A 24,619-nucleotide genomic window follows, 5' to 3' on the forward strand; every position below is an offset into this window, starting at 1 on the left:
AATCTCCTTGGCGTTCGCGCGGCACGGTATGGGTCGTGAAACTATATGCCGATTTTTTGTTCTCATGCAAAAAAGATCACGCACGCTTTTTTCACGGGAAACAGGCTATGATTTTGGCTATTCCATCGAAAGGATCACCATGCACGGTTTGCGTTTTTCCTGGCGCCAAACGCCAGTCCAGGCTGCCATCGCCTTCGTCCTGGCGGGCGCCACCCTGGCCAGCGTGCCAGCCCACGCGCACGGCCAGGATGGGGCGGCTTCCGCTCCCGCCGCCGTCCCGGCGAAAGCGTTGCCCGGCGACGACTTCTATGACTACGTGAATGGCGACTGGATGCGCAGCACGCAGATTCCCGCCGACCGCAGCAGCTGGGGTTCGTTCGCCATGCTGGCCAACGCCACCAACGAGCGCATCATTGGCCTCGTCGAAGGCTTGTCCGCCACGCAACAGGCGGACGCTGGCGCGCGCCAGGTCAGCGATTTTTACCGCACCTATATGGACGAATCGGCTATCGAAGCGAAAGGCTGGGCGCCGATCAAGCCGCTGCTGAAGAAAATCGATGCCGTGCGCGACCAGGCCGGACTGGCGCGGGCGCTGGGCGAAAGCTTGCGGGCCGATGTCGATCCGCTCAACTCCACCAATTTTTATACGGAAAACCTGTTCGGCCTGTGGGTGGCACAGGACTTGAACGACACCACGCGCAACGTGGCCTATCTGCTGCAAGGCGGGCTGGGCTTGCCTGACCGCGCCTTTTACCAGAGCGACAGCGCGCGCATGCAGGGCTTGCGCACGGGCTACCAGGCGCATATCGCCGCCATGCTTGCCATGGCTGGCTACGGCGATGCGCCGGCCCGCGCCGCGCGCGTGTTTGCGCTGGAGCAGAAAATTGCCGCAAGCCACGCCAGCCGCGAGGATTCGGCCGATGTCGCCAAGGGGAACAACCCCTGGCGCGCGGCCGACTTCGCCAGCAAGGCACCGGGCCTGGACTGGAAGGTCTTCTTCCAGGCGGCCGGCCTGGGCGCGCAACAGGACTTCATCGTCTGGCATCCGACGGCCATGACGGGCAGCGCGGCCCTGGTGGCAAGCGTGCCGCTGGCCACGTGGAAGGATTTCCTCGCCTTCCATACGATTAATCATTTCAGCACGACCTTGCCGAAAGCGGCGGCCGCTCAGCGTTTCGCCTTCTATGGCCAGACTCTCAGCGGCACGCCGCAGCAGTCGCCGCGCAGCAAACGGGCGCTGGCGGCAACCAACGCGGCCCTCAGCGATGCCGTCGGCAAGCTGTATGTGGAACGTTATTTCCCGCCTGAATCGAAGGCGCGCGTGCAGGAGATGGTGACGAACATCGTTGCCGCCTTCTCGCGCCGCATCGACAAGCTGGACTGGATGGCGCCGCAGACCAAGGCGCAGGCGCAGGACAAGCTCAAGACCCTGTACGTGGGCGTGGGCTACCCGGAACGCTGGGACGACTACGCGGGCTTGCGCGTGGTGCGCGGCGATGCGCTGGGCAATGCGCAGCGGGCGGAGCAGTTCCATTACCGGCAGGCGCTGGCCAAGCTGGGCACGCCGCCCGACCGCAAGGCCTGGGCCATGCCGGCGCAGCTGGTCAATGCCGTCAACCTGCCGCTGCAAAACGCCTTGAATTTCCCCGCCGCCATCCTGCAGCCGCCCTTCTTCGACCCGCAAGCGTCCGATGCGGCCAACTATGGCGGCATCGGCGCCACCATCGGCCACGAGATCAGCCACAGTTTTGACGACCAGGGCGCGCAGTTCGACGCCCAGGGCAAGCTGCGCGACTGGTGGACGCCGGCCGACCTGGCGCATTTCCAGGCCGCGTCCAAGCAACTGGTGGCGCAATTTTCCGCCTACAAGCCGTTTCCCGACCTGGCCGTGAATGGCCAGCTGACCCTGAGCGAAAACCTGGCTGACCTGGCCGGCGTGGCGGCCGCGCACGATGCGTTCACCCTGTCGCAGCAAGGCAAGCCGGTGCAGGCGGAGGCGGACCGCGACTTCTTCACGGGCTATGGCATCAGCTGGCGCAGCAAGGCGCGCGAAGCGGCGGCGCGCCAGCAGATCCTCACGGATGGCCATGCGCCGGCGCAATACCGTGCCGCCAGCGTGCGCAACCTCGACGCCTGGTATCCGGCCTTCGGCGTGCAGCCGGGCCAGCAGTTGTACCTGGCGCCGGAGCAGCGCGTGCGCGTCTGGTAGTCATGGACGGTGCCGGACGCGCAGCGCGCCGGCGCCGTAAAATGGCGGGATTACCGATTGGAGCGCCATGAAGCCGACCCCGCAAGACCAGCAAGACCCGTTGCACGCCATTACCGGGCGTACCCTGGCCCATTACGAGGCCAGCGCCGAGCAGTTTTTCGCAGGCACGCGCGACCACGACGTCAGCCAGAATATCGGCGCGCTGCTGGACGCCATCGGCAAGCCGGCGCCGCTGGCCATCCTCGACCTGGGCTGCGGCCCGGGCCGCGATTTAAAGGCGTTCACGGCCATGGGCCACCATGCCACGGGCGTCGATGGCTGCCCCCGCTTTGTCGAGATGGCGCGCGCCTACAGCGGCTGCACCGTGTGGCAGCAGGATTTCGTCGACCTCGACTTGCCGGCCGCGCACTTCGACGGCGTGTTCGCCAATGCCGTGCTGTTCCACGTGCCCGGCGCCGCCTTGCCCGGCGTGCTGCGCGCCTTGTTCGCCTGCCTGAAGCCGGGCGGCGTGCTGTTCAGCTCGAATCCGCGCGGGCAGAACCAGGAAGGCTGGAATGGCGCGCGCTATGGCAGCTACCATGACGAGGAGCGCTGGGCCGCGTATGTGCAGGCGGCCGGTTTTACCCTGGTGGAGCAGTATTACCGTCCGCCGGGCTTGCCGCGCGAACAGCAGCCGTGGCTGGCCACGGTATGGCGCAAACCGGCCTGATTTTCGTATGTTGGCTGAATTTGGGCATGTGTTAGGAACCGTACATAGTTTTTGCGGCCTCGGGCGTACTATGGATACATCGACACGCAGCAAGCAGCGCAAGCTGCTTCCAGCAGCGTGTGAGCCGCAGTACCGGCCCTTTGGGCAGGACAACAGATGTACCAACTACAGTGAGGATCCATCATGAACAAAGATCAAGTCGAAGGTAAACTGAAGGAAGTCGGCGGTAAAATCCAGGAAGCCGCTGGCAAGGTCGTCGGCAGCGAAGAACAGCAAGCCAAGGGCCTGGCAAACCAGGTCGAAGGCAAAGTGCAAAAGAAAGTGGGCGACGTGAAAGATGCGGTAGAAACCGTCACGCGCAAACCGTAATTTGATGCACGCATGAAAAAACCGCCGCCTGTCGCGAGACAGGCGGCGGTTTTTTATTGGGGCGCGATGCTTACTTGGCCACGTCCAGGTTCTGCTTGAAGAACATCTCGATCTTCCTGTACACGTGGCGCTGGCCTGCGCGCGACGAGATGCCGTGCTTGGCGCCCGGATAGGTCATCAGGTCGAACTGCACGCCGCGGTTCACCAGCGCATCGATGAGGCGCGTGCTGTTGCTGAACAGGACGTTGTCGTCGGCCATGCCGTGCACCAGCAGCAGCGGCGATTTCAGGCCGTCCAGGTGGGCGAACACGGTGCTGGCCTTGTAGCCATCCACGTTTTCCTTCGGCATACCGAGGAATTGCTCCGTGTAGTGGGTGTCATACAGCGACCAGTCGGTGACGGGCGCCACGGAGACGCCCATGGCGATCTTGTCGGACGCGGCCGACAGCAGACGCAAGGTCATGAAGCCGCCATAGCTCCAGCCGAACACGCCGATGCGTTTCGGGTCGACGAAGCTTTGCTTGCCCAGCCAGTCGATCCCGACCAGCTGGTCGGCCACTTCGGCCGCGCCCAGGTTATGGTAGATGGCGTCCGTGAAGGCGCGCTCGCGGCGCGAGGAACCCCGGTTATCCAGGCGGAAGACGACAAAGCCCTGCTGCGCCATGTACTGGTCGAAGTTGTTGCCCCAGCGGCGCGCCACGTGCTGCGAGTGCGGGCCGCCGTAGGTCGACAGGAAGACGGGATAACGCTTGCTTGCGTCGAAGTTCGACGGCTTGACGATGGAGTAATACAGGGTCTGGCCGTCGTTGGCTGTCAAGGTGCCGTATTGCGTCGGCAGGTGGTCGGCCTTGTATTTCGCGTACGGGTGGCTGGCGTTCAGCGCGTTTTCTTCCAGCCAGCCCACCATCGAACCGTCAGGGCGGCGGATGCTCACCTGCGGCGGCGTGGCAGGATCGGAATAGGTGTCGACGAAGACGGCGCCATTGCTGGCAAACGTGGTGTCGTGCCAGCCGTCGGCTTGCGTCACGCGCTGCGGCTTGTCGGCCGTGCTGCCGTCGAGGGCCAGGGCGTAGGTCTGCTTGTCGATCACGGCGTCGCGGTTCGAGGAAACAAACACCTTGCCGGTTTTCTGGTTCACGGCCAGCACGCTGTCGATGCCCCACGCGCCCGAAGTGACAGGGTGCAGCAGCTTGCCGCCCATGTCGTACAGGTACAGGTGGTTGCGGCCCGTGCGCTCGGACGACCACAGGAAGGTGCCGTTCGGCAGGAAGCGCAGGTCGTCATGGATGCTGACCCAGGTCTTGGACGATTCCGTCAGCAGGGTGCGCTGCGCCAGCGTGCCGGCATCGACGGCCACCAGATCGAGAGTCTTCTGGTCGCGCGACTGGCGCTGGTACACCAGCGACTTGCCATCCGCGCTCCAGTCGGCGCGCACCAGGTAGATGTCGGGATTGGCGCCCAGGTCCACCTGGCGCTGCGCGCCCGTCTCCGGCGAGACGATCAGCAGCTGCACCAGCACGTTCGGATCGCCGGCGGCCGGGTAGCGCTGCTCGACGACGTCCGTGCGGTCGGCGAAGATCTCGAAGCGGCGCACGACGGGCACGGGCGCTTCGTCGTAGCGTTTGTAGGCGATGGCGGAATCGTCGGGCGCCCAATAGTAGCCGGTGCGCTGTCCCATTTCTTCCTGCGCCACGAACTCGGCTTCGCCGTTATGGATGGTGCCCTTGCCATCGGTGGTCAGCTGGCGTTCCTGGCCCGACTTCAGGTCGATCACATAAATATTCTGGTCGCGCACGAACGACACGTAGCGGCCTTTCGGCGAGATCTTCGGGTCGAGCACATTGCCCTTGGCGACCAGGCGCGCCTGGTCCGGGTGGGCCGCGTCGACCAGGTACAGATTGCCGGCCAGCGGCACCAGCAGCTGTTTGCCGTCCGGCGACCAGCTGTAGCTGAGGATGCCGTTCAGACTGGCCGTGCGCTCGCGTTCGCGGCGCGCCTGTTCTTCCGGCGAGATGCTTTCATTCGGCACCAGTGCCTTGGAGTCGACCAGGCGGTGCGTGCTCTTGTCCTTCAGCTTGAATTCCCACAGGTCGAGCTGGAACTGGTTGTCGGCGCGGCCGCGCAGGAACGTGACGCGCTCGCCGTCGGGCGACACCTTCAGGTTGCGCACGCCGGGGCCGGCCAGCGCCGGATCGGCGTGGATGCGTTCCAGGGTCAGCTTTTCAGCCGATGCGGGAACGCTGGCCATCGCGGCCAGGAAACAAAGAATAAAACGCATGGATGTCTCGGTAGTTGGAAGAATGAAGGGCACGGCCTGCATCGCGGGGAAGGCTGGCGTGAGCGATGCCCAAGCGTAAGACGATACCAGAGCGTGCCCGTTTATGCGATAGCGCCGGCCACGGAATAAGGCCGTGCTGGCCGTATTTTCTTCGTGAAAAATCTCCAGGTGCCGCCCATTCCATGGCGCTTTGCCCATTCAGGCCAATATCGACCCTTCGACGACCGTCACGCACGCGCCGCCTATCCACGCGTGGCCATCGCGGAAGCTGACGGCCACGCGGCCATCGCGCTGCAAGCACGTGCCCTGGCGCACGCGGTAATCGGCGCCCGGCAGCAAGTGCGCGATGCAGGCGTTGGCGCTGCCCGTGACGGGATCTTCCACCAGCGCGCCGTGCTCGCTGAGCAGGGCGCGCACTTCGTAGTCGGCCGGGCCGCCCGCCGCGTGGGCGCCGTACAGCGCCAGCCCGTCGGCCCGGGACGCGGTCAGCAATGCCGTCAGCGCGGCGATGTCGGCGCGCACGGCCAGGCAGGCGGCGGCGCCGGCCAGCGGCACGCACAGCCAGCGGATGCCCATCTCCACGATGCTGCCGGCAGCGGCAGGCGCAACGCCCAGTGCCGCCTGCAGCAGCGGCAGCAGCGCCGGGTCGAGCGCGCGCGCCGTGCCGGGCGGCGCCTGGAACGCCAGCCCGCCGCCGGCCTGCCGCTCGATGCGCACCAGGCCGACGCCGCATTCCTGCACGATGCGCGCGCCTTTCGGCCGCATGCCGGCGTCGAGCAGGGCGTGCGCCGTGCCCAGGGTGGGGTGGCCGGCGAACGGGAATTCCGTCTCCGGCGAAAAAATCCGCACGCGGTAGTCGGCCGCCGGGTCGCGCGGCGCCAGCACGAAGGTGGTTTCCGACAGGCCCGTCCAGCGCGCGATGGCCTGCATCTGCGCGTCGTCGAGGCCATCGGCGTCGAGCACCACCGCCAGCGGATTGCCGAGGAAGGGCACGCTGCTGAAGACATCGATCTGCTTGAAGGGGCGCGGCTGCGGCATCAACGGTTCCTTGTCGGCTGGGTATTTAGCGGGCGGCGCGCAGGCGCTGCAGCGACAGGCGGTTCAAATACCAGGTCAGCAGCACGGCCGCCACCGTCAGGCCCGTGACGAGGCCGATCCAGAAACCGGCGGCGGCCATCGGCTCGGCCGGCGACCAGGGGAAACCGGCCGGCGCCAGGCCCAGCACATAGCCGATGGGCAGCGAGAAACCCCAGAACGCCAGCAGCTGGATCAGCATCGGCTGGCGCGTCACCTTGTAGCCGCGGATGGCGCAGGAGGTGGCCACCTGCGTGGCGTCGGATAGCTGGAACAGGGCGGCGAACAGCAGCAGCTGCGCGCACAGGGCCTGCACCTGCGGATCGGACGTATACGCTTGCGCGATCTGGTGGCGGAAGACGGTGATCAGGGTGGCCGAGACGATGGCCGCCGTCAGCGACATGGCCACGCCCACCCACGAAATGAAGCGCGCGCGGCGCAGGTTGGCTTCGCCCACGGCGTGGCCCACGCGCGTGACCAGCGCGATGCCGAAGGTGAGCGGCACCATGAAGACGACGGACGAAAAATTCAGGGCGATCTGGTGCGCCGACACCTGGATCACGCCGAAGCGCGCCACCAGCAGGCTGATGACGCCAAACGCGCTCACTTCGGCAAAATAGGTCACGCCGATGGGCAGGCCCAGGCGCAGCATGGGGCCGATGGATGCCATCTGCGGCCCTTCCCGGTGCGTGAACGGATAGGTGGCGCGATAGGCTGGAGCGATCTTGATCCACGCCAGCATCGCCAGCAGCATCATCCACACGCAGCAGGTGGTGGCCACGGCGCAGCCCACGCCGCCCAGTTTCGGCATGCCCCAGTGGCCGTAGATCAGCAGGTAGTTGACGAAAATGTTCAGCGCCAGCGCGGCCAGCGCGATGACCATCACGGGCTTGGTCTGGTTGATGCTGGTGCTGTAGCCGTACAGCGCGCGGTAGGCGGCAAACGGCGGCAGGGCGCAGCTGATGATGTGCACGAACAGCTTGGCCTTGGCGGCGACCGCCGGTTCGAGCATCAGGTGGTCGAACACCAGCGCCGCCATGTTCGTCAGCAGGCAGGCCACGAGGCCGACGAGCAGCGCCTTCCACAGCGACTGGCGCACGATGTGCGGCACCTTGTCATGGCGCGCGGCGCCGATTTCATGCGCCACCAGGGTATTGATGGCCATCATGATGCCGCTCACGGTGACCAGCACGATGGACCAGATGGCCGCGCCCAGCGACACGGCCGCCAGCTCCTCGGGATTCGTGTGCCCCGTCATGGCCACGTCGGCCGCCCCCATGCCGACGGTGGCCAGCTGGCCGATCAGGATGGGCCAGGCCAGTTTCCACAGCGAGGAAACTTCATTGCGGACGGCGGGCAGGGTGAACGAGGTAGTGTGGGGCATGGGCGGCGAGCTTGACTAAACACGGGATTCTACTGATTTTCCGTCCGCTTGTCCGTTGCGGCGCCCGGGCACGCCGGCGCGGTAATCATTTGTTACAGCTTGGCAGGCGAGAGCCGGCTAGACTGCGTGCTCTATTTGGCAAGATGACCAAATAGTCACACCGCAACATCCTGACTATGGAGCATGACCATGTTGAAGAAAGCCTTGAATTGCGCCCTGCTGCTGGGCGCCGCCATGACGGCGGAACTGGCCGGCGCCGGCGAGCTGACCCTGTATTCGCGCGACGATTATCACGGCCGTTCGCAGACCGTGCGCGACGCCATCCCCGATCTTGAAGACCTGCGGTTCAACGACACGACGCAAAGCATCCGCGTGCGCTCGGGCCGCTGGGAAGCGTGCGAGGAAGCCGATTTCCGCGGCGCGTGCTTCCTGCTCGAGCCGGGCGAATATCCGTCGCTCGATGGACGCGCCAACAAGATCACGTCGCTGCGCGAAGTGCGCGGCGGCTGGGACGGCCATCCGGGGCGCGACCGGGACCGGGACCGCCGCTGGGAACGCGAGCGCGAACGGGGCCACCTTCCAGGGCGCGCCCTGGGCGGCGAACTGACCTTCTATACTCGCGACGATTTCGCCGGCCGCAGTTTGACCGTACGTAATGCCTCGGCCGATTTGCGCGAGCGCGATTTCAACGACACGGTGCAAAGCGTGCGCGTGCGCGCCGGCTATTGGGAAGTGTGCGAGGACGCCGACTTCCGTGGCCGCTGCCGCACGCTCGTCCCCGGTGATTATGCGAGCCTGGAACGCATGAGCAACCGCATTTCCTCGGTGCGCGAAGTGCGCTGACGCGACGCGGCAAGTGACGCCAACAGGCTCCCGCGGGGGCCTGTTATTGCTTTTGGTAACAATTTATTGTGCTTTTCCCATACTTTGTTACACCGTTTTTTGTGCGGATGGCTACACTGACAGCAGTTGTCATGTCGATCACTTATCGTTACTGCCACCGGAGACCGCCCCATGAATCGCCCGTTCGCCTTCGCCCTGCTGTGCGCCAGTTCGCTGTTTGTCCACCTAGCCGCGCAGGCCGGCGAAATCAGCCTGTACACAGACGATAATTTCAAGGGACGCGTGGTGGTCCTGCTCGACGCGACGGACGACCTGTCGCGTGTTAATTTCAACGATGCCGCGTCGAGCATCAAGGTCGCATCGGGCACGTGGGAAGTGTGCACGCATTCCGACTTCAAGGGCGACTGCAAGACCCTGGCACCGGGCGAGTACCGTTCGCTGCCGGGCATGAACGATCAAATTTCCTCCGTGCGCCAACTTGGCAGCGGCAGCGGCAGTAGCAGTAGCAGTAGCAGCGGGGGACGGCGCGCGGCGCTGGAACTGTTTGCCGACGGCGGCCAGCGCGGTGCGTCGGCGGGCGTGAATTCGGACCGCGACGACCTGGTCGACATCGGTTTCAACGACCGCGCCAGCAGCGCGCGCGTCGAACATGGCTACTGGCAGCTGTGCAGCGACTCCAACTACCGTGGCAGCTGCCGCGTGTTCGGGCCGGGTAGCCACGATGACCTGGGCGGCCTGAATGGCCGCGTGTCGTCCGCGCGCCTGGTCGATCCGCGCGAGGAGAACCGGCCGCAGAATGACGAGGGCCTGGTGGTGCTGTACGGCCGCACCTCCCTGAAGGGCCCCGGGCTGCAGGTGAACCGCGATGTCAGCGACCTGGTGCGCCTGAACTTCAACGACCAGGCCGCTTCTATCGCCGTCAACGAAGGCACGTGGGAAGTGTGTACGGATTCGCAGTTCAAGGGTAGCTGCGAGCGCATGGGGCCGGGCAAATATGAATACCTGGGCACGGAGTTAGACAAGCGTATTTCCTCGCTGCGCCGGCTGTATTGAGATTTTTGCGCAGGCTGGCGCTTGTTACAATGGCACCCTGGCGTCTTGGCCAGGAAAATCATCACCAAAGAATGAAGAATGGAGTAAATCATGACGGGCCCTTTCAAACACGCGCTGGCATGCGCGGCGACCTTGCTGCTCTCCCTGGGGGCGCATGCTGCCGCCCACGCGGGCGAAATCACCCTGTTCGAGGATGATAATTTCCGTGGCCGCGCGGTGACCCTGCGCGAAACGACGGACGACCTGTCGCGCCTGGGCTTCAACGACAAGGCGTCGAGCATCATGGTGCGCTCGGGGACGTGGGACGTGTGCACGGATTCTGGCTTTCGCGGCAATTGCCGCACCCTGGGGCCGGGCGAGTACCGCTCGCTGCCGGGCATGAACGATGCCATTACCTCGGTGCGCGAATCGGGCCGCGGCGATGGCTACAATCCCGGGCGCCCGGGACGCGATCCGGATCGCGGCAACGGCGGCTACGGCCGCGGCTCGACCCTGGAAGTGTATTCGGGCGCCGGCCAGAACGGCGGCTCGGCGCGCCTGAACCGCGATACGGACGATTTCGTCAATATCGGCTTCAATGACCGCACCACCAGCATCGTCATCTACAACGGCTACTGGCAGTTGTGCAGCGATTCGAACTACAACGGCACCTGCCGCGTGTTTGGCCCTGGCCGCCACGACGACCTGGGACGCGGCCTCGATGGGCGCGTATCGTCGGCGCGCATGGTCGACGAGCGCGAGGCGCGGCGCCAGCAGCAATACGAGAATCAGTATCCGCGGCCGCAGTACGAACAGCAGTATCCGCAATACCAGCAGCCGCAGTACCAGCAGCGCGGCGCCATCCTGCTGTTCCCCGATGCGGGCATGCGCGGCGAACCGCTGGCGCTGGACCGCAGTGCGGAAGACCTGGTGCGCTACAACTTCAACGACCGCGCTTCGGCCATCGTCGTCAACGAGGGTCAGTGGGAAGTGTGCAGCGACTCGAACTTCCGCGGCCGCTGCGAAGTGATCGGGCCGGGCGAATACGGCCGCCTGAATGGCCTGGAGAACCAGATTTCCTCGCTGCGCCGCGTGCGCTGATCACCTTCCGGCCTCTGGCTGACAGGCCGCCTGCCGGGGGCATCCCGCCAGGCGGCTTTTACATTCCCTGCCGTGTGCTGACATTTGCTTGCCCTTTGTTACACTCGCCGCCTGCCACCTGGACTACACTGGCGAAAATGTAATCTGTATTGGAGTTGTCATGGTTCGATCTTTCCGCCCCGCGCTGTTGTGCGCGGCCACCTTCCTTGCCCCTGCTTGCGTCTTCGCGGGTGAGATCACCCTGTTCGAGGATGCCGGCTTCCGTGGCCGCCCCGTCACCCTGCGTTCCGACGCGGGCGACCTGTCGCGCATGGGCTTTAACGACAAGACCTCCAGCATCATCGTGCGCTCGGGGACGTGGGAAGTGTGCAAGGACGCCAATTACCGCGGCAGTTGCCGCACCCTGGGGCCTGGCCGCTACAGCAGCATGCCGGGCATGAACGATGCCATCTCCTCGGTGCGCGAAGCGGGCCGTCCCGGCCACGGCGGCGGCGACCACCGTCCTTACCCGCCGCGTCCTCCGCGTCCGGAGCCGGAGCGCCCGTATCCCGGCTATCCCGGCCATGGCGGCGGCCACCGTCCCGACGCGAACGGCGCCGTGCTGATGTTCCCCGATGCGGGCATGCGCGGCCGGCCCGTGCGCCTGGACCGCGAAGTGCGCGACTTGAGCCGCTACGGCTTCAATGACCGCGCCGAATCGATCGTCGTCAATTACGGCCGCTGGGAATTCTGCGTCGATGCCAACTTCCGCGGCCGCTGCGTCGTCATGGGGCCGGGCAGCTATGGCCGCCTGCACAATGGCCTGGACCGCCGCATCTCCTCGCTGCGCCGCGTGCGCTGACGGGCCGGCGGCGCTGTTGTATTGTGCGCACGCTGTCCTTTGACCAATTCGTGTACTCTTCCCACAGGCGGTTCAACCATGGGGAGCGAGCACGGTGGAATACAAGGACTACTACAAGGAACTCGGCGTCGACAAGACGGCGACCGAGGCCGAGATCAAGAAGGCGTACCGCAAGCTGGTACGCAAATACCATCCCGACGTCAGCAAGGAACCGGACGCCGACAAGCGCACCAAGGCCCTGAACGAGGCGTATGGCGTGCTGGGCGACCCGGAGAAGCGCGCCGCCTACGATGAGCTGGGCCGCAACCAGGGCGCGCAGGGGCAGCCATTCCGCCCGCCGCCGGACTGGGGATCTGGCTACGAATCGTCGGGCGTCGACGACAGCGATTTCTTTGCCGACCTGTTCGCCCACGTGGGCGGGCGGCGCCGCGCCAGCAGCAGTTTCCAGATGCAGGGCGAAGACAGCCACGCCGCCATCACCATCGACCTGCAGGACAGCTACCAGGGCGCCAAGCGCCACATCGTCATGCGCGTGCCCGAAGCGGACGCGCAAGGCCATGTCGTCACGCGCGAGCGCACCCTGGAAGTGACGATCCCGAAAGGTGTCACGGAAGGCCAGCAGCTGCGCATGAAGGGCCAGGGCCACCCCGGCAGCGGCGGCGCGCCCGCCGGCGACCTGTACCTGGAAATCCGCTTCCAGCCAGATGCCCGCTACAAGGTGGAAGGGCGCGACGTGTTCGAGACCGTGCCGGTGACGCCATGGGAAGCGGCGCTGGGCGGCGAAATCTCCGTGCCCACGCCGTCCGGCACCGTGGCCGTCACCGTGCCGCCCAATTCGCAGACGGGACGCAAGCTGCGCCTGAAGGGGCGCGGCATTCCCGCCGCCCAGCCGGGCGACCTGTACCTGCTACTGGAAGTGGTGCTGCCGCCGGCGAACGACGCCAGGGCGCGCGAACTGTATGAAACCATGGCGCGCGAGATGGCCTTCAATCCGCGCCAGAAGCTGGGAGCATAAATCATGGCAAACAACGTAATCGGCGAATTGCTGGAAGACCGCGCCCTGAGCCTGGAAGAGCTGGCGCGTGCCTGCGCCGTGGAGCCGGACTGGGTGGTGCAGCATGTGCAGACGGGCGTGCTGCTGCAGGATGGCCCGCCGCCGGGGCAATGGACGGCCTGGCGCTTCACCAGCATGGACCTGGTGCGCGCGCGCCGCCTGCATGAAATCGAATCCGTGTTCGACGCCAACGCGGACCTGGCCGCGCTGGTGGTCGATCTGTCCGAGGAAGTGGCGCGCTTGCGGCGCCGCCTGCACGTGCTGGGCGTCGAATAGGCCTTATGCCGGGTCGCCGTGCCGTTGCACGGTGATCCTGGCAATGTAAAACTGCCCATTGACGACGACGCGGTGCGGGATGCCGGCCACGTCGAAGCCGGGGCCGCCGTCTTCCATCCATTCCTGCGCCACGGAGTCGAATTGCTGCGGCGTCATGCGCAGCATCTGCGCCGTGATGACGAAGCGCGCGCCAGGTTTTTGCTTGTTGACGAAGTCGTCGATGCCGGCCATGGGAAATCTCTTCAAGGTTGTGTCTGAAATCGGGGCCAGATCCCCGGACACGTTGGCACGGAGCTTTGCGTTGGCGGTGTCGAGGGACTCGGCGTCCCCGTCTGACCCCAGCAGTTATTTTGGGCTTGCCCCGGCATGATACCCGCCCGTGCCCGCTTCTAGAACCCCTGTTCGAGCAGCAGCGGCAGCTGTTGCGCAAAGCGCTCCGTGAGCCACTTGCCCGCCTGGCCTGGCGGCGTGTCGGCGCGCTGGATCAGGTACAGCGGATAATTCTCGCCCTTGTCGACGGCCAGTGGCAGGTGCACCAGGCGCCCGGCCCGCAAGTCGTCGCGCACCATCGCCTCGGGCATGTTGCCCCAGCCCAGCCCGGCGCGCAGCAAGGCATGCTTGGAACCGAGGTCGCCCAGGCGCCAGTTGCGCAGCCCCAGCACGCCGAAATCCTGGCCCTCCGTCAGGGCACTGCGGTCGCTGAGCACCAGCTGGATATGCTCGCGCGCGACGGCGGACGGAATTGGGCCCTCCTGCTGCGCCAGCGCGTGGCTGGGCGCGGCCACGGGAATCAAGCGCACGTGGCCGGCGGCCAGGCGCTCGAAGACGTCGGCGTTGGCCGTCGTCCAGCCGCTCAGGCCGATGTGGCAGCTGCCATCCATCACCAGCTGGGCCACCGCGCCCATGGCTTCCATGCGCAGGCGCAGGGCAACTGTGGGGAACTGCGCCTGGAACGCTTCCAGGATGCGCACCAGCACGCAGGTGGGGAACATCACGTCGACCACCACGGACACTTCCGCTTCCAGCCCGCCGGCCAGCGCCTTGGCGCGCGCGCGCATGCTGTCCACTTTCAGGGCCACGGCGCGGGCGTCGGCCAGCAGGGCGCGGCCCGCATCGGTCAGCGTGGGCTTGCGCTTGCCGCGGTCGAGCAGCACGACATTCAGCTGCTCTTCCAGGTTGGCGATGGTGTAGCTGATCACCGATTGCGTGCGGTGCAGCTGGCGCGCGGCGTGGGCGAAACCGCCGGCGTCGATGACGGCGACAAACACGCGCAACTGGTCGAGCGAAGGCTGGCCCGGTTCTCTCATGATGGCTCCATATCTAAAAATTCGATGCTAATCATTTATATTTACACGGTTTTATCGATGGTAGACCCGAACTATGATGTGTGCAAGCGCCGCGATGCGGCATTCCATCATCCGTTTTCGAAGGAGCCTCCCATGGCCAAGGTGTTACACATCAATAGCAGCGTGCGCAACAACGGTTCCCTGTCGCGTCAATTGTCCGGCGAATTCGTCGCCACGCTGGCCGCGCAAGGCGACGCCATCGTCGAGCGCGATCTTGCCCTGGACCCCGTGCCGCACCTGACGGAAGAAGTGATGGGCGCGTTCTTCACCCCGGCCGACCAGCGCAGCGCGCAAGCGGCTGCCGCCGTGCAACTGTCCGATACCCTGGTCGATGAACTGCTGGCCGCCGACGTGCTGGTGCTGGCCGCGCCCATGTACAACTTTTCCGTGCCATCGACCCTGAAGGCGTGGATCGACCACGTGGCGCGCGCGGGCCGCACCTTCCAGTACACGGCCACCGGCCCCGTCGGCCTGGCCACGGGCAAGAAAGCCGTGATTTTCACGGCCAGCGGCGGCGTCTACAGCGAAGGCCCGGGCGCCGCGTATGACTACCTGAGCACCTACCTGCGCACGGCGCTGGGTTTCATCGGCATCACCGACATCGAGTTCGTGCAAGCCGAAGGCGTGGCGATGGGCGAGGAAGCCGTCGCCAGCGCCATCGCCAAGGGCCGCGCCTCGATCGAAGCCTTGGCTGCCTGAACTACGTCTTTTGAGGGATTGCCAGCCTGGCGGGGCTGGCATAAGCTTGCCGGCGGCACGCCCCGTGCCAGCCGGGCGAGCGGTTCGCCATGAAAGTCCCTCATGTTCCTCCTGGCAAGCCATGCCCGCCATCGCACGCCTGATTGCCTGATACCCGGCGGCACTGCCTGCCTGCGCGCATTGCTGCGCAAGAAAAATTCCACCCTCTCCGTATCCCCGCGCAGCGCCATGCGCCAGGCCTGTTGGCTTGCGATGCCTTTGGCGCGATGTCGATGGCGGCGTCGTTTTTTGCATGAAAGATGTGCATCTGCCGCAGGCAGGCGGGCGGAAAGCGGCGGAGACCACCGGCCGGCATATGTGCCAGCGTCTCACCTGCGTTCTGTACAGGGTTTCCGATTAACAATTTTTTTGCATCGTTTATACTTTTAGCGTGCATGCGCATATAAGCTGACAGCGGAGCGCCCGGGCCTTGCCCAGTCCTGCTGTCGTCCAGCCTGCAGAAGATGCAGCCATTCATTCATTTTTTCTGTGCCGCATTATAAAAATAAAGATAACGCTGCATGTTGAGCAAATGCGTGCGCATGGTTTTCCCTACCGCGTCAGTCCCTAGAGACAAGCTGTCCGGCCATGCCAATTTTTGGAGCAAACATCGTGCCGATAAAGTATGTTGAATTTTATGAGGTGAACTACACGGCGGAACCCTTGCGGGGCTGCAAGTTGTGGGGAGCCTACGTCGCCATCTATGCGCCGTCGCCCAATCCCATGCACCGCATGAATCTGGTGAAAAAACGCCGCGTCTCGGCCGACCATCAGTTTACGACGCAAGCGGATGCCGTCGCCGAAGCGGGCGAAGTGGCGGTCAAGCTGGTCGAGCGGCGCCGGCGCCGCTATGTCTTCCATCCCTGATGCCACAGCGCCCCGTCCTGCAGGGCACGCCAGGGCAGGGTCTGCACGCGGCGCGTATGCACGGCTTCCAGCATCACGTGCGTGACGGCTTCATCCGGCGTGGCCGGCGGGCATAGCTTGACGACGAGGAAGTGTTTCTCCTTGTCGGCAGGGGTGACAGCCGTCCATTTGCTGTTCAGTAATTTGTTCGGGTGCAAGTCATTACGCTTTGGAATGTTCATGGCGGGCAGTGAAATGGCGGAATGGCGATGTTGGCATTATCATGCCATATCCGCCACGCACGAGGACCATCATGAAACGCCAGCTGCACCTGCTCGTCATCGATCCGCAAAACGATTTTTGCGACTTGCCGCCTGACTATCTGCCGCCTGGCGCCGCGCCCGCGCTGGCCGTGCCCGGCGCCCACCAGGACATGCTGCGCGTGGCGGGGCTGATCCGCGACGGCGGCGCGGGCCTGACGCAGATCAGCATTACCCTCGATGCGCACCACCGCTACGACATCGCGCACCCCGCCTTCTGGCGCACGGGCGACGGCGGCAGCGTGGCGCCGTTCACGCAAATCCATGCGCGGCAGGTGCGCGACCGCCTGTTCCTGCCCGCCGCCAGCGACGCCTTGCCGCGCGCGCTGGCCTATCTCGATGCGCTGGAGCAGGCCGGGCGCTACCAGCTGATGGTGTGGCCCGTGCATTGCGAGATCGGTTCCTGGGGACAGAACATCCATGCGGCCGTGCGCGCCGCCTACAACGACTGGGAAGTGGCGAACCTGCAAGTGGCCGCCAAGCTCAGCAAGGGTTCGAATCCCTGGACCGAGCATTACTCGGCCGTCATGGCCGAAGTGCCCGATGCGCAGGATGCCGCCACCCAGCTCAACCGCGCGTTCCTCGACACCCTGCTGCCGGCGCAGCAGATCTATATCGGCGGCGAGGCGGGCAGCCATTGCGTGAAAGCCAGCACGGAACATATCGCCGACTACCTGCAGGCGCAGCAGGGACCGCAGGCGCTGGCGCGGCTGGCGCTGCTGACGGACTGCATGAGCCCCGTCACGGGCTTCGAGGCACAGCAGCGCGACTTCCTTGCCGCCATGCGCGAGCGGGGCGTGCGGCTGGCCACGGCGGCCGAGGCATTGCCTGAATTGCTGGCCAATGGGCAAGCCTGACGCTGTTTCTCTGACGGACGCTGCTGAAATCCCTGCGGTGGCGTACTATTCTGGCTTCAGGAAGTTGGAGAAAACACACATGACCCCGATAGTGCGCAGTTTGCTGGAAACCGATCTGTATAAATTTACAATGTGGCAAGCATTGCTGCACGGTCATCCGAATACCCATACCGAATACGAGTTTGTCTGCCGCAACACCACCGCGTTTCCCCTGGCCGAACTGAAAGGCGAACTGGAAGAGCAGCTCGACCACCTGTGCTCGATGTCGTTTGCCGACGACGAGCTGGCCTATCTGCGCACCCTGCGCTTCATGAAGAGCGACTTCGTCGACTTCCTGACGGTCTTCCGCTTCCAGCGCAAGTTCATCGAGGTCAGCACGGATGGCGACACCTTGCTGGTGCACGCGGCCGGGCCGCAGGTGCATGTGATGGGTTTCGAGATTTTCGTGCTGTACATCATCAATGAACTGTATTTCCGCCGTTTCGACCTGGACGCCGCCATGCGCGAAGGGCGCCACCGCCTGGGCTTGAAAGTGGCGGCCGTGAAGGAATTCGGCAAGCTGCCGCGGCGCAAGCATCCGTTCGAGTTTTCCGATTTCGGCGTGCGCCGGCGTTTCTCCGGCGCCTGGCACGACGAGGTGGTGCAGCGCCTGGCGCGCGAAGTGCCCGAGTATTTCAAGGGCACGTCGAATGTCTACCTGGCGAAAAAGCTGGGCATCGTGCCGATCGGCACCATGGCCCATGAATACATGCAATCGTTCCAGTCGTTCGGCGTGCGCCTGCGCGATTTTCAAAAAGCGGCACTGGAAGACTGGGTGCAGGAATACCGCGGCGACTTAGGGATAGCCCTGACGGACGTGGTGGGCATGGATGCCTTTTTGGCCGACTTCGACCTGTATTTCGCCAAGCTGTTCGATGGCTTGCGCCACGATTCGGGCGACCCGGTCGAGTGGGGCGAAAAGGCGCTGGCCCACTACGCGGCCCTGCGCATCGACGCCAATACCAAGCGTCTCGTGTTTTCCGATGGCCTGGACCTGGACAAGGCCTTTGCCCTCTACCAGCACTTTGCCGACCGCATCATGACGGGCTTTGGCATCGGCACCAATCTGACCAACGACGTCGGCCTGACGCCGCTTAACATCGTCATGAAACTGGTGCGCTGCAATGGCCAGTCCGTGGCGAAACTGTCCGATTCGCCCGGCAAGACCCTGTGCAAGGATGAAACCTTCCTCGCATATCTGCGGCAAGTGTTTCATCACCCCGCCGTCCAGGCACCTGTCTAAGCCGGTCTGATGAGCGCGCCAAGGCCGCGCGTGACCGGACACGCTGAACGGACGGAGCACATCACTTAATGGCCGGCAAGGCGGACGGCAATACAGTTGCGCGGTCCGCCATGTGTGCCAGGTTCGCGGCACCAGCTTTCTTAAAATCCCGCTACCACCGTGTGCATGTGCTCCACCTGCGGCGGGGCGGCGAAGAATTCGCCCACCAGGGCGCGCCATGCCTGGAAATCGTCGCTGCCGCGGAAATGCACGGTATGGTCTTCCAGGGTCGTCCAGCCCACCACCAGGCGGTAGGCATTGCCGTTTTCGATCGAATGCTCCAGGCGCATCGACTCGCAGCCGCGCGCACGCTGGAACAGGGGCACGGCTTGCGTCACGGCCGCTTCGAACGCTGCGTGCGTGGCCGGTTTGATCTGGATGTGGGCAATTTCAAAAATCATGGCAAGTTTCGCTGTGGGATGAAGGAAGCTTGATCTTGCCATAGTTTGGCGCCGCAGGGGAGGGCAGGCGCGGCACCCGACCGCCGGTCCGCCGCCGCGAATGCCGCGGCTGTTGTCCGCTCTTGTCCTCGCGGTTGTCCCGCTGTTGCCCCTAATGCCCTATTGCCCCTATTGCCGCTGTTGCCCGTTGTCGCCATGCGCCGCATGCTGGCCGCCGACCCTGCCGCCCGCCTGGCCGCCGACCTCGTTACGGGCCAAGTCACCGACCTTGCCACCGCCTTTGTCACCGTTTTTATTGCCGCCTTTATCGCCCCCGTGGCTGGCCGTGCGCTGCTCGATGTCGCTGCCGCCATGCGTTTGCAGGATGGCGTGCGCGCGCGCCCGTTCCTCGGCATGGCGCACGGCAACGACGAGACGGAACATGCCGCGCCATGCGTCCTTGCCTCGCACGGGGCCAGCCTCGTCCCCCACCGTGTCGAGTTCCACCGCGTGCGGCGGAAAACCCTGTTCCAGCAAGGCGCTGCGGGCTTGCTGCGCCTCGGCGAAATGGTCGAAGATGCGGATCAGCACAAGCGGAAGGGCGGGCGCAGACAGACTGCTGGTGGAGGTACTCATGGCCAGGCTTTCGGAAGGTGTTGTCTGAATTTGACCCGTGAGCCTTGAAATAATTCTGGCTCAGCCTCTAAATTCCTGCATTAAGGCGCAAAAGTTTGATAAATATCCAGTATGGCTGCCAAGTCGCGCTAAGATACGCCTTGCGGTGCGTCCGGCAGGCGGGGATGCGGGATCAATCTTTCATAGGAGAACCAAATGGCAGCGAAGAAAATTCTGTTTTTGACCGGCGATTTTGCAGAAGATTATGAAACGATGGTGCCATTCCAGGCCCTGCTGATGCTGGGCCATACCGTGCATGCCGTTTGCCCCGGCAAGAAAAGCGGCGAGACGATCAAGACGGCCATCCACGATTTCGAGGGCGACCAGACCTACACGGAAAAGCCGGGCCACCTGTTCACCCTGAACGCCAGCTTCGACGAGATCGATCCGGCCCATTATGACGCCGTGATGATCGCCGGCGGCCGCGCCCCCGAATACCTGCGCCTGAACGAGAAAGTCATCGCCGCCGTGCGCCATTTCGCCGACGCGGGCAAGCCTGTCGCCGCCGTCTGCCACGGCGCGCAATTGCTGGCCGCCGCCGATGTCATCCGCGGCAAGCGCATTTCCGCCTATCCCGCCTGCGCGCCGGAAGTGAAACTGGCGGGCGGCACGTATGCCGACATCGCCGTCACAGACGCCGTCACGGATGGCCAGTTCGTCACGGCGCCCGCCTGGCCCGCGCATCCGGCCTGGCTGGCGCAGTTCGTCAAGCTGCTCGGTACCGAGATCCATTTGTAACCTTTTTTGCCCGGCGAGCCGCAGTCGCGCTGGCCGGGCGCATCACTTTTCAGATTCGAGTTTTTCATGCAAGCGCCGCGCAGTCATTCTTCCCGCAAACAACTTCCCGCTTCGCGCTGGCGCCAGCGCCGCCTGGCGCAATCGTCTGGCCTGAGCGCCGCGCAGGAGCGCCAGCTGGCCACCCTGCACGAGATCTCCACCCTGCTGGCGGGGCAGCACGCCATCGATGCGCTGTGCCGGGGCTTCCTGCGCCATGTGATGCAGTTCGCGCAGGCCGAAGGCGGGACCGTGCGCATCCTCGATGCGCAGCAGGATACGGTGCACATGATCGTGCATGAAGGCATTTCTGATGCCATGGTGGAAGAGGAACACTGCATCCGCAACAACGATTGCCTGTGCGGCGCTGCCGTGGCGCAAGGCGTGATCCAGATCCGCGATTTCCGCCAGGTCGATGCGCTGCAGCGCTACCGTTGCCAGGATGAAGGCTTCATCGCCATCGCCGTCTTCCCCATCCTGGCGCGCGAGCAGGTGGTGGGCAGTTTTTCGCTGCACTTTGCGCGTCCGCAAGCCGTGCATGCGCAGCAGCAGGGCTGGCTGGAAACCCTGGGCCAGAGCCTGGGCATCGCCATCGAAAACCAGCGCCTGATCGCGCGCGAAAAGGAATTCGCCGTGGCGCGCGAACGCAGCCTGCTGGCCGAAGGCTTACATGACAGCATCGCCCAAAGCCTCAATTTCATCAGCCTGCAAGTGCAGATGCTCGACGATTCCGTGCGCCGGGGCCAGCTCGACGAGGCAGCGGAAGTGCTGCCGCTGATGCGCATGGGCGTCGAACAGAGCTACCAGGATGTGCGCGAGTTGCTGGTCAATTTCCGCACGCGCTGGCATGGCAGCGACCTGGAAAGCAAGCTGGCGGAAGTGCTGGCCAAGTTCGAGCTGCAGACGGGCGTCGTCGGCACCCTGGACATGAGCGGCAATGGCGCGCCGCTGGCGCCCGAGCAGCAGTTGCAGATCCTCTTCATCGTGCAGGAAGCGCTGTCGAATATCCGCAAGCATGCGCAGGCCGGCAACGTGGCGCTGCGGGTGGAAAACGGACGCGATTTTTCGCTGCAGGTGCGCGACGATGGCGAAGGTTTCGCCGCCAATGTGCGCGACAAGAAAACGGAATTGCAGATCGGCTTGCGTATCATGCAGGAACGGGCCGAGCGGCTCGGCGCGCAGTTTTCCATCGACAGCACGCCCGGCGGCGGCACGACGATTTCGCTGGCCTTGCCGGCGGCCCGGCGCCAGGCCGCGTAACAGACGACTCATACTTATCAAGCAGAAGATATCAATACAGTGAACGCTCCAATCAAAATCCTGCTGGTCGACGACCACACCTTGCTGCGCAGCGGCGTCAAGCTGCTGTTGCAGCGCAATCCTCTGTTCCAGGTGGTGGGCGAGGCATCGAACGGGCTCGACGGCGTGCGCCTGACGGCCGAGCTGCAGCCGGACGTGGTGCTGATGGATTTGAACATGCCCGGCGTGTCCGGCGTGGAAGCGCTGCAGCTGATTCTGCAGGACTTGCCGCAGATGGTGGTGCTGATGCTCACCGTGTCGGAAAACGCGGCCGACCTGGGTGCGGCCCTGCGCGCGGGCGCGCGTGGCTACTTGCTGAAAAATATCGAGGCCGAGCAGCTGGGCCAGGCCATCTGCCGCGCCGCCGCCGGCGAGTCCGTGATCGCCGACGCCATGACGGCCAAGCTGGTGTCGCAATTCCGCGCCGGACAGAACGCACCGCAGGCGGACTATGACAAGCTGACGCCGCGCGAACGGGAAGCCATGGCGTGCCTGGCACGGGGCCAGAGCAACAAGGAAATTGCGCGCCAGCTGGATGTGGCGGAAAGCACGGTAAAAATCCACGTGCAAAACATCCTGAAAAAGCTCAAGCTGAGCAGCCGCGTGCAGATCGCCGTGTATGCGGTCGAGCGCGAATTGGGTAAATAAGCGTACCTGCATAAGCTGCTGCGCGTCGCCATTTGCGACCTCCGATGCTCACTGTGCTCAAGCACAGTTCCGCTTCTCAGTCGCAACTCGCTGCCGCTCGCTACGGTTCCGCCAGCTACGCTAAAAATCAAAAAATGCGCAAATAGTGAACCAGGAATGCGCGATTGTTTGACCTGCATGGCGTTCCGGCCTAGACAACCTAGTTCCTTTGACGTATGGCCTTGACCGTGCCTGCGCATTACACTCTTAGTCATTCGCTAATCTAATAAGAGAGTGTCATGCATAAGGTCAACGTCGATGGCTTGCTATCGAGCCAGGCTCTGTTCCGCCATATTTCCCCTTCGCAATTAGAGCAATTGCGCCAGGATGTCGTGCGCGTTGAAGTGGAAAAAGGCAAAGTGCTGTTCCGCAAGGGCGAAGTGGCGGAAGGCGCCTACGTGGTGGTCTTCGGCCTCGTCAAGCTCAGCGTGTTTTCCATGGAAGGCACGGACAAGGTGCTGGAATTGATCCGTCCGGGCCAGAGTTTCGGCGAAGCCATGATTTTCCTCGATGAACCGTATCCCTTCTGCGCCGAGGCGCTCGAGCACTGCCTGCTGCTGCGCATCCCGCCGCATGCGCTGCTGCGCCTGCTGGATCAGTCGCCGCGCATCGCGCGCCAGATGATGAACAGCCTGTCGCACCACCTGATGGGCTTTATCCGCAACGTGGAGCGCTGCTCCGTGCAGAACGCCACCCAGCGCGTGGTCGAGTATCTGCTGCAGGCATCGGACCAGCAGCGCTCGAACGAGGTCAAGCTGGACCTGAAGAAGAGTCTGCTGGCATCGTTCCTGAACCTGGCGCCCGCCACGCTGTCGCGCGTGCTGCATCAGCTGACGGACTTGCACCTGATTAAAGTCAGCGGCTCGCTGATCCAGATCCAGCCCGATGCGCTGAAAACCTACCGCCATGGCTCCGCCACGGCGCTGTTGAACTAAGCGTTTTTCACCACGTTGCATCAGCAGGCAAGGTCAGCCGCCAGTACAGCAGGGCGAGCAAGCTGACCGCCGCGCCCAGCCCGCACACCCCATGCCAGCCCGCCAGCGCATACACGCTGGTGGCGGCAATCGCACCGAGTCCGCTGCCCACCGCATAAAACAGCATGTAGCACGCCACCAGGCGGCCGTGCGCGTCGCTGTCGTCCTTGAAGATCAGGCTCTGGTTTGTCACGTGGATGGCCTGGCCCGCCAGGTCCAGCGCGATGATGCCAACGATCAAGGGCCACAGGGCAGCACCGGCAAAACCCAGTGGCAGCCACGCCGCCAGCAACAGCAGCAAGGCTGCCCCCGTCGTCCATTGCGCGCGGCCCTGGTCCGCCAGCGCGCCCGCGCGGGCCGCGCCCAGCGCCCCGATCACGCCCACCAGGCCGAAGGCGCCGATGGCTGCGTGCGTATAGCCTTGGGCCGTGAGGGGCAGCACCAGCGCGCTCCAGAAAATATTGAACACGGCAAACATCAGCAAGGCCAGCATGCCGCGCACGCGCAAGACCTTGTCATGCCTGAGCATGTCCAGCATCGACAGCAGCAGGACGCCGTACGTCAGCTTTTTGTGCTGCGGTGCCGGGGGCGGCAGCATGCGCCACAGCAGCAATAACAGGGCGCCAGCGATGGCCGCCGAGACCCGGTACACGGCGCGCCAGTCGGCCATGTCCGCCACCACGCCGGACAGGGTGCGCGCCAGCAGCAAGCCGATCACCACGCCGCCCTGCGCCATGCCGACCACCCGTCCCCGCTCATGGCTGGCCGCGGCGCTGGCCGCATAGGCGATCAAGCCTTGCGTCATGGCCGTGCCCAGCAAACCCACCAGCAGCATGCCAGCCAGCAAGGCGGCCGTGGAACGGGCGCAGGCCAGCGCCGCCAAGGCCAGGGCCAGCATGCCCAGCTGGAACAGGGTCAGGCGGCGCCGGTTCAGCATGTCGCCGAGCGGCACCAGCAGCAGCAGGGCCAGCGCGCAGCCGATCTGCGTGGCCGTGATGACCATGCCGCTGGCCGCTTCCGTCATGCGGAATTCCTGCGCCAGGGTGGCCAGCAAGGGCTGGGCGTAATACACATTGGCCACGCTGAGGCCGGCCGCCGTGGCAAACAGCCAGACGAGGGGTAGGGGAAGTGCCGTCGTAAGAGATGAAGTGGTATCGCGCATGGGATTTGGTTGAAGTAGTTTCAAATTAAAACTAGTTGGAGTCTACGGCGAATAGTTTTAAAATGCAACC

26 protein-coding genes are annotated in these 24,619 nt (G+C 64.5%); 17 read left to right on the forward strand and 9 right to left on the reverse strand.

The features are described from left to right. Positions 1-139: 139 nt before the first annotated feature. The 3 genes from ACZ92H_RS25190 to ACZ92H_RS25200 all read left to right on the forward strand — a co-directional run bounded on the left by ACZ92H_RS25190 (position 140) and on the right by ACZ92H_RS25200 (position 3,287). Positions 140-2,209 carry a M13 family metallopeptidase gene (locus tag ACZ92H_RS25190; RefSeq protein ID WP_465051413.1) on the forward strand — a complete coding sequence of 690 codons (2,070 nt, stop codon included), beginning with the start codon at positions 140-142 and terminating at the stop codon, positions 2,207-2,209. Between the two features lie 67 nt (positions 2,210-2,276). Further along, positions 2,277-2,918, forward strand: a complete 642-nt coding sequence (locus ACZ92H_RS25195) for a class I SAM-dependent methyltransferase (protein ID WP_131373919.1) — start codon at positions 2,277-2,279, stop codon at positions 2,916-2,918. Between the two features lie 183 nt (positions 2,919-3,101). Next, positions 3,102-3,287 carry a CsbD family protein gene (locus ACZ92H_RS25200; protein ID WP_034759763.1) on the forward strand — a complete coding sequence of 62 codons (186 nt, stop codon included), beginning with the start codon at positions 3,102-3,104 and terminating at the stop codon, positions 3,285-3,287. Positions 3,288-3,357: 70 nt separating this feature from the next. Here the strand turns inward: ACZ92H_RS25200 and ACZ92H_RS25205 are convergent, their stop codons facing one another. From ACZ92H_RS25205 to ACZ92H_RS25215, 3 genes are all read right to left on the reverse strand, one after another. Continuing rightward, on the reverse strand, positions 3,358-5,565 hold the full coding sequence (locus ACZ92H_RS25205) for a S9 family peptidase (protein ID WP_465051414.1): 2,208 nt from the start codon (positions 5,563-5,565) through the stop codon (positions 3,358-3,360). A 198-nt stretch (positions 5,566-5,763) separates the two neighbouring features. Beyond that, positions 5,764-6,603, reverse strand: coding sequence for a PhzF family phenazine biosynthesis protein (locus ACZ92H_RS25210; protein WP_465051415.1), 840 nt, complete (start codon positions 6,601-6,603; stop codon positions 5,764-5,766). Between the two features lie 25 nt (positions 6,604-6,628). Continuing rightward, on the reverse strand, positions 6,629-8,023 hold the full coding sequence (locus tag ACZ92H_RS25215; RefSeq protein WP_465051416.1) for an MATE family efflux transporter: 1,395 nt from the start codon (positions 8,021-8,023) through the stop codon (positions 6,629-6,631). A 189-nt stretch (positions 8,024-8,212) separates the two neighbouring features. Between ACZ92H_RS25215 and ACZ92H_RS25220 the strand changes: the two genes are divergently transcribed. From ACZ92H_RS25220 to ACZ92H_RS25245, 6 genes are all read left to right on the forward strand, one after another. After that, a complete protein-coding gene (locus ACZ92H_RS25220; protein WP_465051417.1) occupies positions 8,213-8,866 on the forward strand; it encodes a beta/gamma crystallin family protein in 654 nt (217 codons plus the stop codon). 171 nt (positions 8,867-9,037) lie between these two features. After that, entirely contained in the window at positions 9,038-9,919 is an 882-nt protein-coding gene (locus ACZ92H_RS25225; RefSeq protein WP_465051418.1) for a beta/gamma crystallin-related protein, read from the forward strand. Between the two features lie 90 nt (positions 9,920-10,009). After that, the gene (locus tag ACZ92H_RS25230) at positions 10,010-10,999 is read left to right on the forward strand and encodes a beta/gamma crystallin family protein (protein WP_465051419.1); all 990 of its coding nucleotides are present in this window, start codon (positions 10,010-10,012) and stop codon (positions 10,997-10,999) included. 160 nt (positions 11,000-11,159) lie between these two features. Next, positions 11,160-11,840 (forward strand): beta/gamma crystallin family protein, encoded by a 681-nt coding sequence (locus ACZ92H_RS25235; protein WP_131373913.1) that lies wholly within the window; start codon positions 11,160-11,162, stop codon positions 11,838-11,840. Between the two features lie 94 nt (positions 11,841-11,934). Continuing rightward, positions 11,935-12,855: a DnaJ C-terminal domain-containing protein gene (locus ACZ92H_RS25240; RefSeq protein WP_131373912.1), complete on the forward strand. Its 921-nt coding sequence runs from the start codon at positions 11,935-11,937 to the stop codon at positions 12,853-12,855. Between the two features lie 3 nt (positions 12,856-12,858). Next, positions 12,859-13,170: a chaperone modulator CbpM gene (locus ACZ92H_RS25245; protein WP_131373911.1), complete on the forward strand. Its 312-nt coding sequence runs from the start codon at positions 12,859-12,861 to the stop codon at positions 13,168-13,170. Positions 13,171-13,173: 3 nt separating this feature from the next. Here the strand turns inward: ACZ92H_RS25245 and ACZ92H_RS25250 are convergent, their stop codons facing one another. Both ACZ92H_RS25250 and ACZ92H_RS25255 read right to left on the reverse strand, forming a co-directional pair. Further along, positions 13,174-13,401 carry a hypothetical protein gene (locus ACZ92H_RS25250; RefSeq protein WP_131373910.1) on the reverse strand — a complete coding sequence of 76 codons (228 nt, stop codon included), beginning with the start codon at positions 13,399-13,401 and terminating at the stop codon, positions 13,174-13,176. A 158-nt stretch (positions 13,402-13,559) separates the two neighbouring features. Then, on the reverse strand, positions 13,560-14,477 hold the full coding sequence (locus tag ACZ92H_RS25255) for a LysR family transcriptional regulator (protein ID WP_131373909.1): 918 nt from the start codon (positions 14,475-14,477) through the stop codon (positions 13,560-13,562). 132 nt (positions 14,478-14,609) lie between these two features. Between ACZ92H_RS25255 and ACZ92H_RS25260 the strand changes: the two genes are divergently transcribed. Together ACZ92H_RS25260 and ACZ92H_RS25265 are read left to right on the forward strand one after the other, a co-directional pair. Then, complete coding sequence (locus ACZ92H_RS25260) at positions 14,610-15,215, forward strand: FMN-dependent NADH-azoreductase (RefSeq protein ID WP_131373908.1); 606 nt, start codon at positions 14,610-14,612, stop codon at positions 15,213-15,215. A gap of 681 nt (positions 15,216-15,896) precedes the next feature. Next, a complete protein-coding gene (locus ACZ92H_RS25265; RefSeq protein WP_314635747.1) occupies positions 15,897-16,121 on the forward strand; it encodes a hypothetical protein in 225 nt (74 codons plus the stop codon). On the opposite strand, the gene ACZ92H_RS25270 is transcribed toward ACZ92H_RS25265, so the two are convergent. Next, entirely contained in the window at positions 16,103-16,342 is a 240-nt protein-coding gene (locus ACZ92H_RS25270) for a TIGR02450 family Trp-rich protein (protein WP_465051420.1), read from the reverse strand. The two genes, ACZ92H_RS25265 and ACZ92H_RS25270, sit on opposite strands and share 19 nt — an antisense overlap. A 71-nt stretch (positions 16,343-16,413) precedes the next feature. Between ACZ92H_RS25270 and ACZ92H_RS25275 the strand changes: the two genes are divergently transcribed. Together ACZ92H_RS25275 and pncB are read left to right on the forward strand one after the other, a co-directional pair. After that, entirely contained in the window at positions 16,414-17,277 is an 864-nt protein-coding gene (locus ACZ92H_RS25275) for a cysteine hydrolase family protein (protein ID WP_131373905.1), read from the forward strand. Between the two features lie 79 nt (positions 17,278-17,356). Then, complete coding sequence (gene pncB, locus ACZ92H_RS25280) at positions 17,357-18,559, forward strand: nicotinate phosphoribosyltransferase (protein WP_465051421.1); 1,203 nt, start codon at positions 17,357-17,359, stop codon at positions 18,557-18,559. Positions 18,560-18,699: 140 nt separating this feature from the next. Here the strand turns inward: pncB and ACZ92H_RS25285 are convergent, their stop codons facing one another. Together ACZ92H_RS25285 and ACZ92H_RS25290 are read right to left on the reverse strand one after the other, a co-directional pair. Beyond that, the gene (locus ACZ92H_RS25285; protein ID WP_465051422.1) at positions 18,700-18,999 is read right to left on the reverse strand and encodes an antibiotic biosynthesis monooxygenase family protein; all 300 of its coding nucleotides are present in this window, start codon (positions 18,997-18,999) and stop codon (positions 18,700-18,702) included. 168 nt (positions 19,000-19,167) lie between these two features. Next, positions 19,168-19,614, reverse strand: a complete 447-nt coding sequence (locus ACZ92H_RS25290; protein WP_465051423.1) for a hypothetical protein — start codon at positions 19,612-19,614, stop codon at positions 19,168-19,170. Between the two features lie 195 nt (positions 19,615-19,809). On the opposite strand from ACZ92H_RS25290, the gene ACZ92H_RS25295 reads away from it, so the two are divergent. From ACZ92H_RS25295 to ACZ92H_RS25310, 4 genes are all read left to right on the forward strand, one after another. Then, positions 19,810-20,391, forward strand: a complete 582-nt coding sequence (locus tag ACZ92H_RS25295) for a DJ-1/PfpI family protein (protein ID WP_071324937.1) — start codon at positions 19,810-19,812, stop codon at positions 20,389-20,391. A gap of 66 nt (positions 20,392-20,457) precedes the next feature. Then, complete coding sequence (locus tag ACZ92H_RS25300; protein WP_131373901.1) at positions 20,458-21,687, forward strand: GAF domain-containing sensor histidine kinase; 1,230 nt, start codon at positions 20,458-20,460, stop codon at positions 21,685-21,687. Positions 21,688-21,726: 39 nt separating this feature from the next. Beyond that, a complete protein-coding gene (locus ACZ92H_RS25305) occupies positions 21,727-22,374 on the forward strand; it encodes a response regulator (RefSeq protein ID WP_131373900.1) in 648 nt (215 codons plus the stop codon). A 278-nt stretch (positions 22,375-22,652) separates the two neighbouring features. Next, positions 22,653-23,348: a Crp/Fnr family transcriptional regulator gene (locus tag ACZ92H_RS25310; protein WP_092798371.1), complete on the forward strand. Its 696-nt coding sequence runs from the start codon at positions 22,653-22,655 to the stop codon at positions 23,346-23,348. A 7-nt stretch (positions 23,349-23,355) separates the two neighbouring features. Here the strand turns inward: ACZ92H_RS25310 and ACZ92H_RS25315 are convergent, their stop codons facing one another. Beyond that, positions 23,356-24,549 (reverse strand): MFS transporter, encoded by a 1,194-nt coding sequence (locus ACZ92H_RS25315; RefSeq protein ID WP_465051424.1) that lies wholly within the window; start codon positions 24,547-24,549, stop codon positions 23,356-23,358. Between the last annotated feature and the right edge of the window lie 70 nt (positions 24,550-24,619).

The sequence above is a fragment of the Janthinobacterium foliorum genome, assembly GCF_978021625.1.

Excerpts from the sequence above, each read along its gene's own strand:
- ACZ92H_RS25190 (WP_465051413.1), top strand. The coding sequence starts at position 140 with ATGCACGGTTTGCGTTTTTCCTGGCGCCAAACGCCAGTCCAGGCTGCC.
- ACZ92H_RS25195 (WP_131373919.1), top strand. The coding sequence starts at position 2,277 with ATGAAGCCGACCCCGCAAGACCAGCAAGACCCGTTGCACGCCATTACC.
- ACZ92H_RS25200 (WP_034759763.1), top strand. The coding sequence starts at position 3,102 with ATGAACAAAGATCAAGTCGAAGGTAAACTGAAGGAAGTCGGCGGTAAA.
- ACZ92H_RS25205 (WP_465051414.1), bottom strand. The coding sequence starts at position 5,565 with ATGCGTTTTATTCTTTGTTTCCTGGCCGCGATGGCCAGCGTTCCCGCA.
- ACZ92H_RS25210 (WP_465051415.1), bottom strand. The coding sequence starts at position 6,603 with ATGCCGCAGCCGCGCCCCTTCAAGCAGATCGATGTCTTCAGCAGCGTG.
- ACZ92H_RS25215 (WP_465051416.1), bottom strand. The coding sequence starts at position 8,023 with ATGCCCCACACTACCTCGTTCACCCTGCCCGCCGTCCGCAATGAAGTT.
- ACZ92H_RS25220 (WP_465051417.1), top strand. The coding sequence starts at position 8,213 with ATGTTGAAGAAAGCCTTGAATTGCGCCCTGCTGCTGGGCGCCGCCATG.
- ACZ92H_RS25225 (WP_465051418.1), top strand. The coding sequence starts at position 9,038 with ATGAATCGCCCGTTCGCCTTCGCCCTGCTGTGCGCCAGTTCGCTGTTT.
- ACZ92H_RS25230 (WP_465051419.1), top strand. The coding sequence starts at position 10,010 with ATGACGGGCCCTTTCAAACACGCGCTGGCATGCGCGGCGACCTTGCTG.
- ACZ92H_RS25235 (WP_131373913.1), top strand. The coding sequence starts at position 11,160 with ATGGTTCGATCTTTCCGCCCCGCGCTGTTGTGCGCGGCCACCTTCCTT.
- ACZ92H_RS25245 (WP_131373911.1), top strand. The coding sequence starts at position 12,859 with ATGGCAAACAACGTAATCGGCGAATTGCTGGAAGACCGCGCCCTGAGC.
- ACZ92H_RS25250 (WP_131373910.1), bottom strand. The coding sequence starts at position 13,401 with ATGGCCGGCATCGACGACTTCGTCAACAAGCAAAAACCTGGCGCGCGC.
- ACZ92H_RS25255 (WP_131373909.1), bottom strand. The coding sequence starts at position 14,477 with ATGAGAGAACCGGGCCAGCCTTCGCTCGACCAGTTGCGCGTGTTTGTC.
- ACZ92H_RS25260 (WP_131373908.1), top strand. The coding sequence starts at position 14,610 with ATGGCCAAGGTGTTACACATCAATAGCAGCGTGCGCAACAACGGTTCC.
- ACZ92H_RS25270 (WP_465051420.1), bottom strand. The coding sequence starts at position 16,342 with ATGAACATTCCAAAGCGTAATGACTTGCACCCGAACAAATTACTGAAC.
- ACZ92H_RS25275 (WP_131373905.1), top strand. The coding sequence starts at position 16,414 with ATGAAACGCCAGCTGCACCTGCTCGTCATCGATCCGCAAAACGATTTT.
- pncB (WP_465051421.1), top strand. The coding sequence starts at position 17,357 with ATGACCCCGATAGTGCGCAGTTTGCTGGAAACCGATCTGTATAAATTT.
- ACZ92H_RS25285 (WP_465051422.1), bottom strand. The coding sequence starts at position 18,999 with ATGATTTTTGAAATTGCCCACATCCAGATCAAACCGGCCACGCACGCA.
- ACZ92H_RS25290 (WP_465051423.1), bottom strand. The coding sequence starts at position 19,614 with ATGAGTACCTCCACCAGCAGTCTGTCTGCGCCCGCCCTTCCGCTTGTG.
- ACZ92H_RS25295 (WP_071324937.1), top strand. The coding sequence starts at position 19,810 with ATGGCAGCGAAGAAAATTCTGTTTTTGACCGGCGATTTTGCAGAAGAT.
- ACZ92H_RS25300 (WP_131373901.1), top strand. The coding sequence starts at position 20,458 with ATGCAAGCGCCGCGCAGTCATTCTTCCCGCAAACAACTTCCCGCTTCG.
- ACZ92H_RS25310 (WP_092798371.1), top strand. The coding sequence starts at position 22,653 with ATGCATAAGGTCAACGTCGATGGCTTGCTATCGAGCCAGGCTCTGTTC.
- ACZ92H_RS25315 (WP_465051424.1), bottom strand. The coding sequence starts at position 24,549 with ATGCGCGATACCACTTCATCTCTTACGACGGCACTTCCCCTACCCCTC.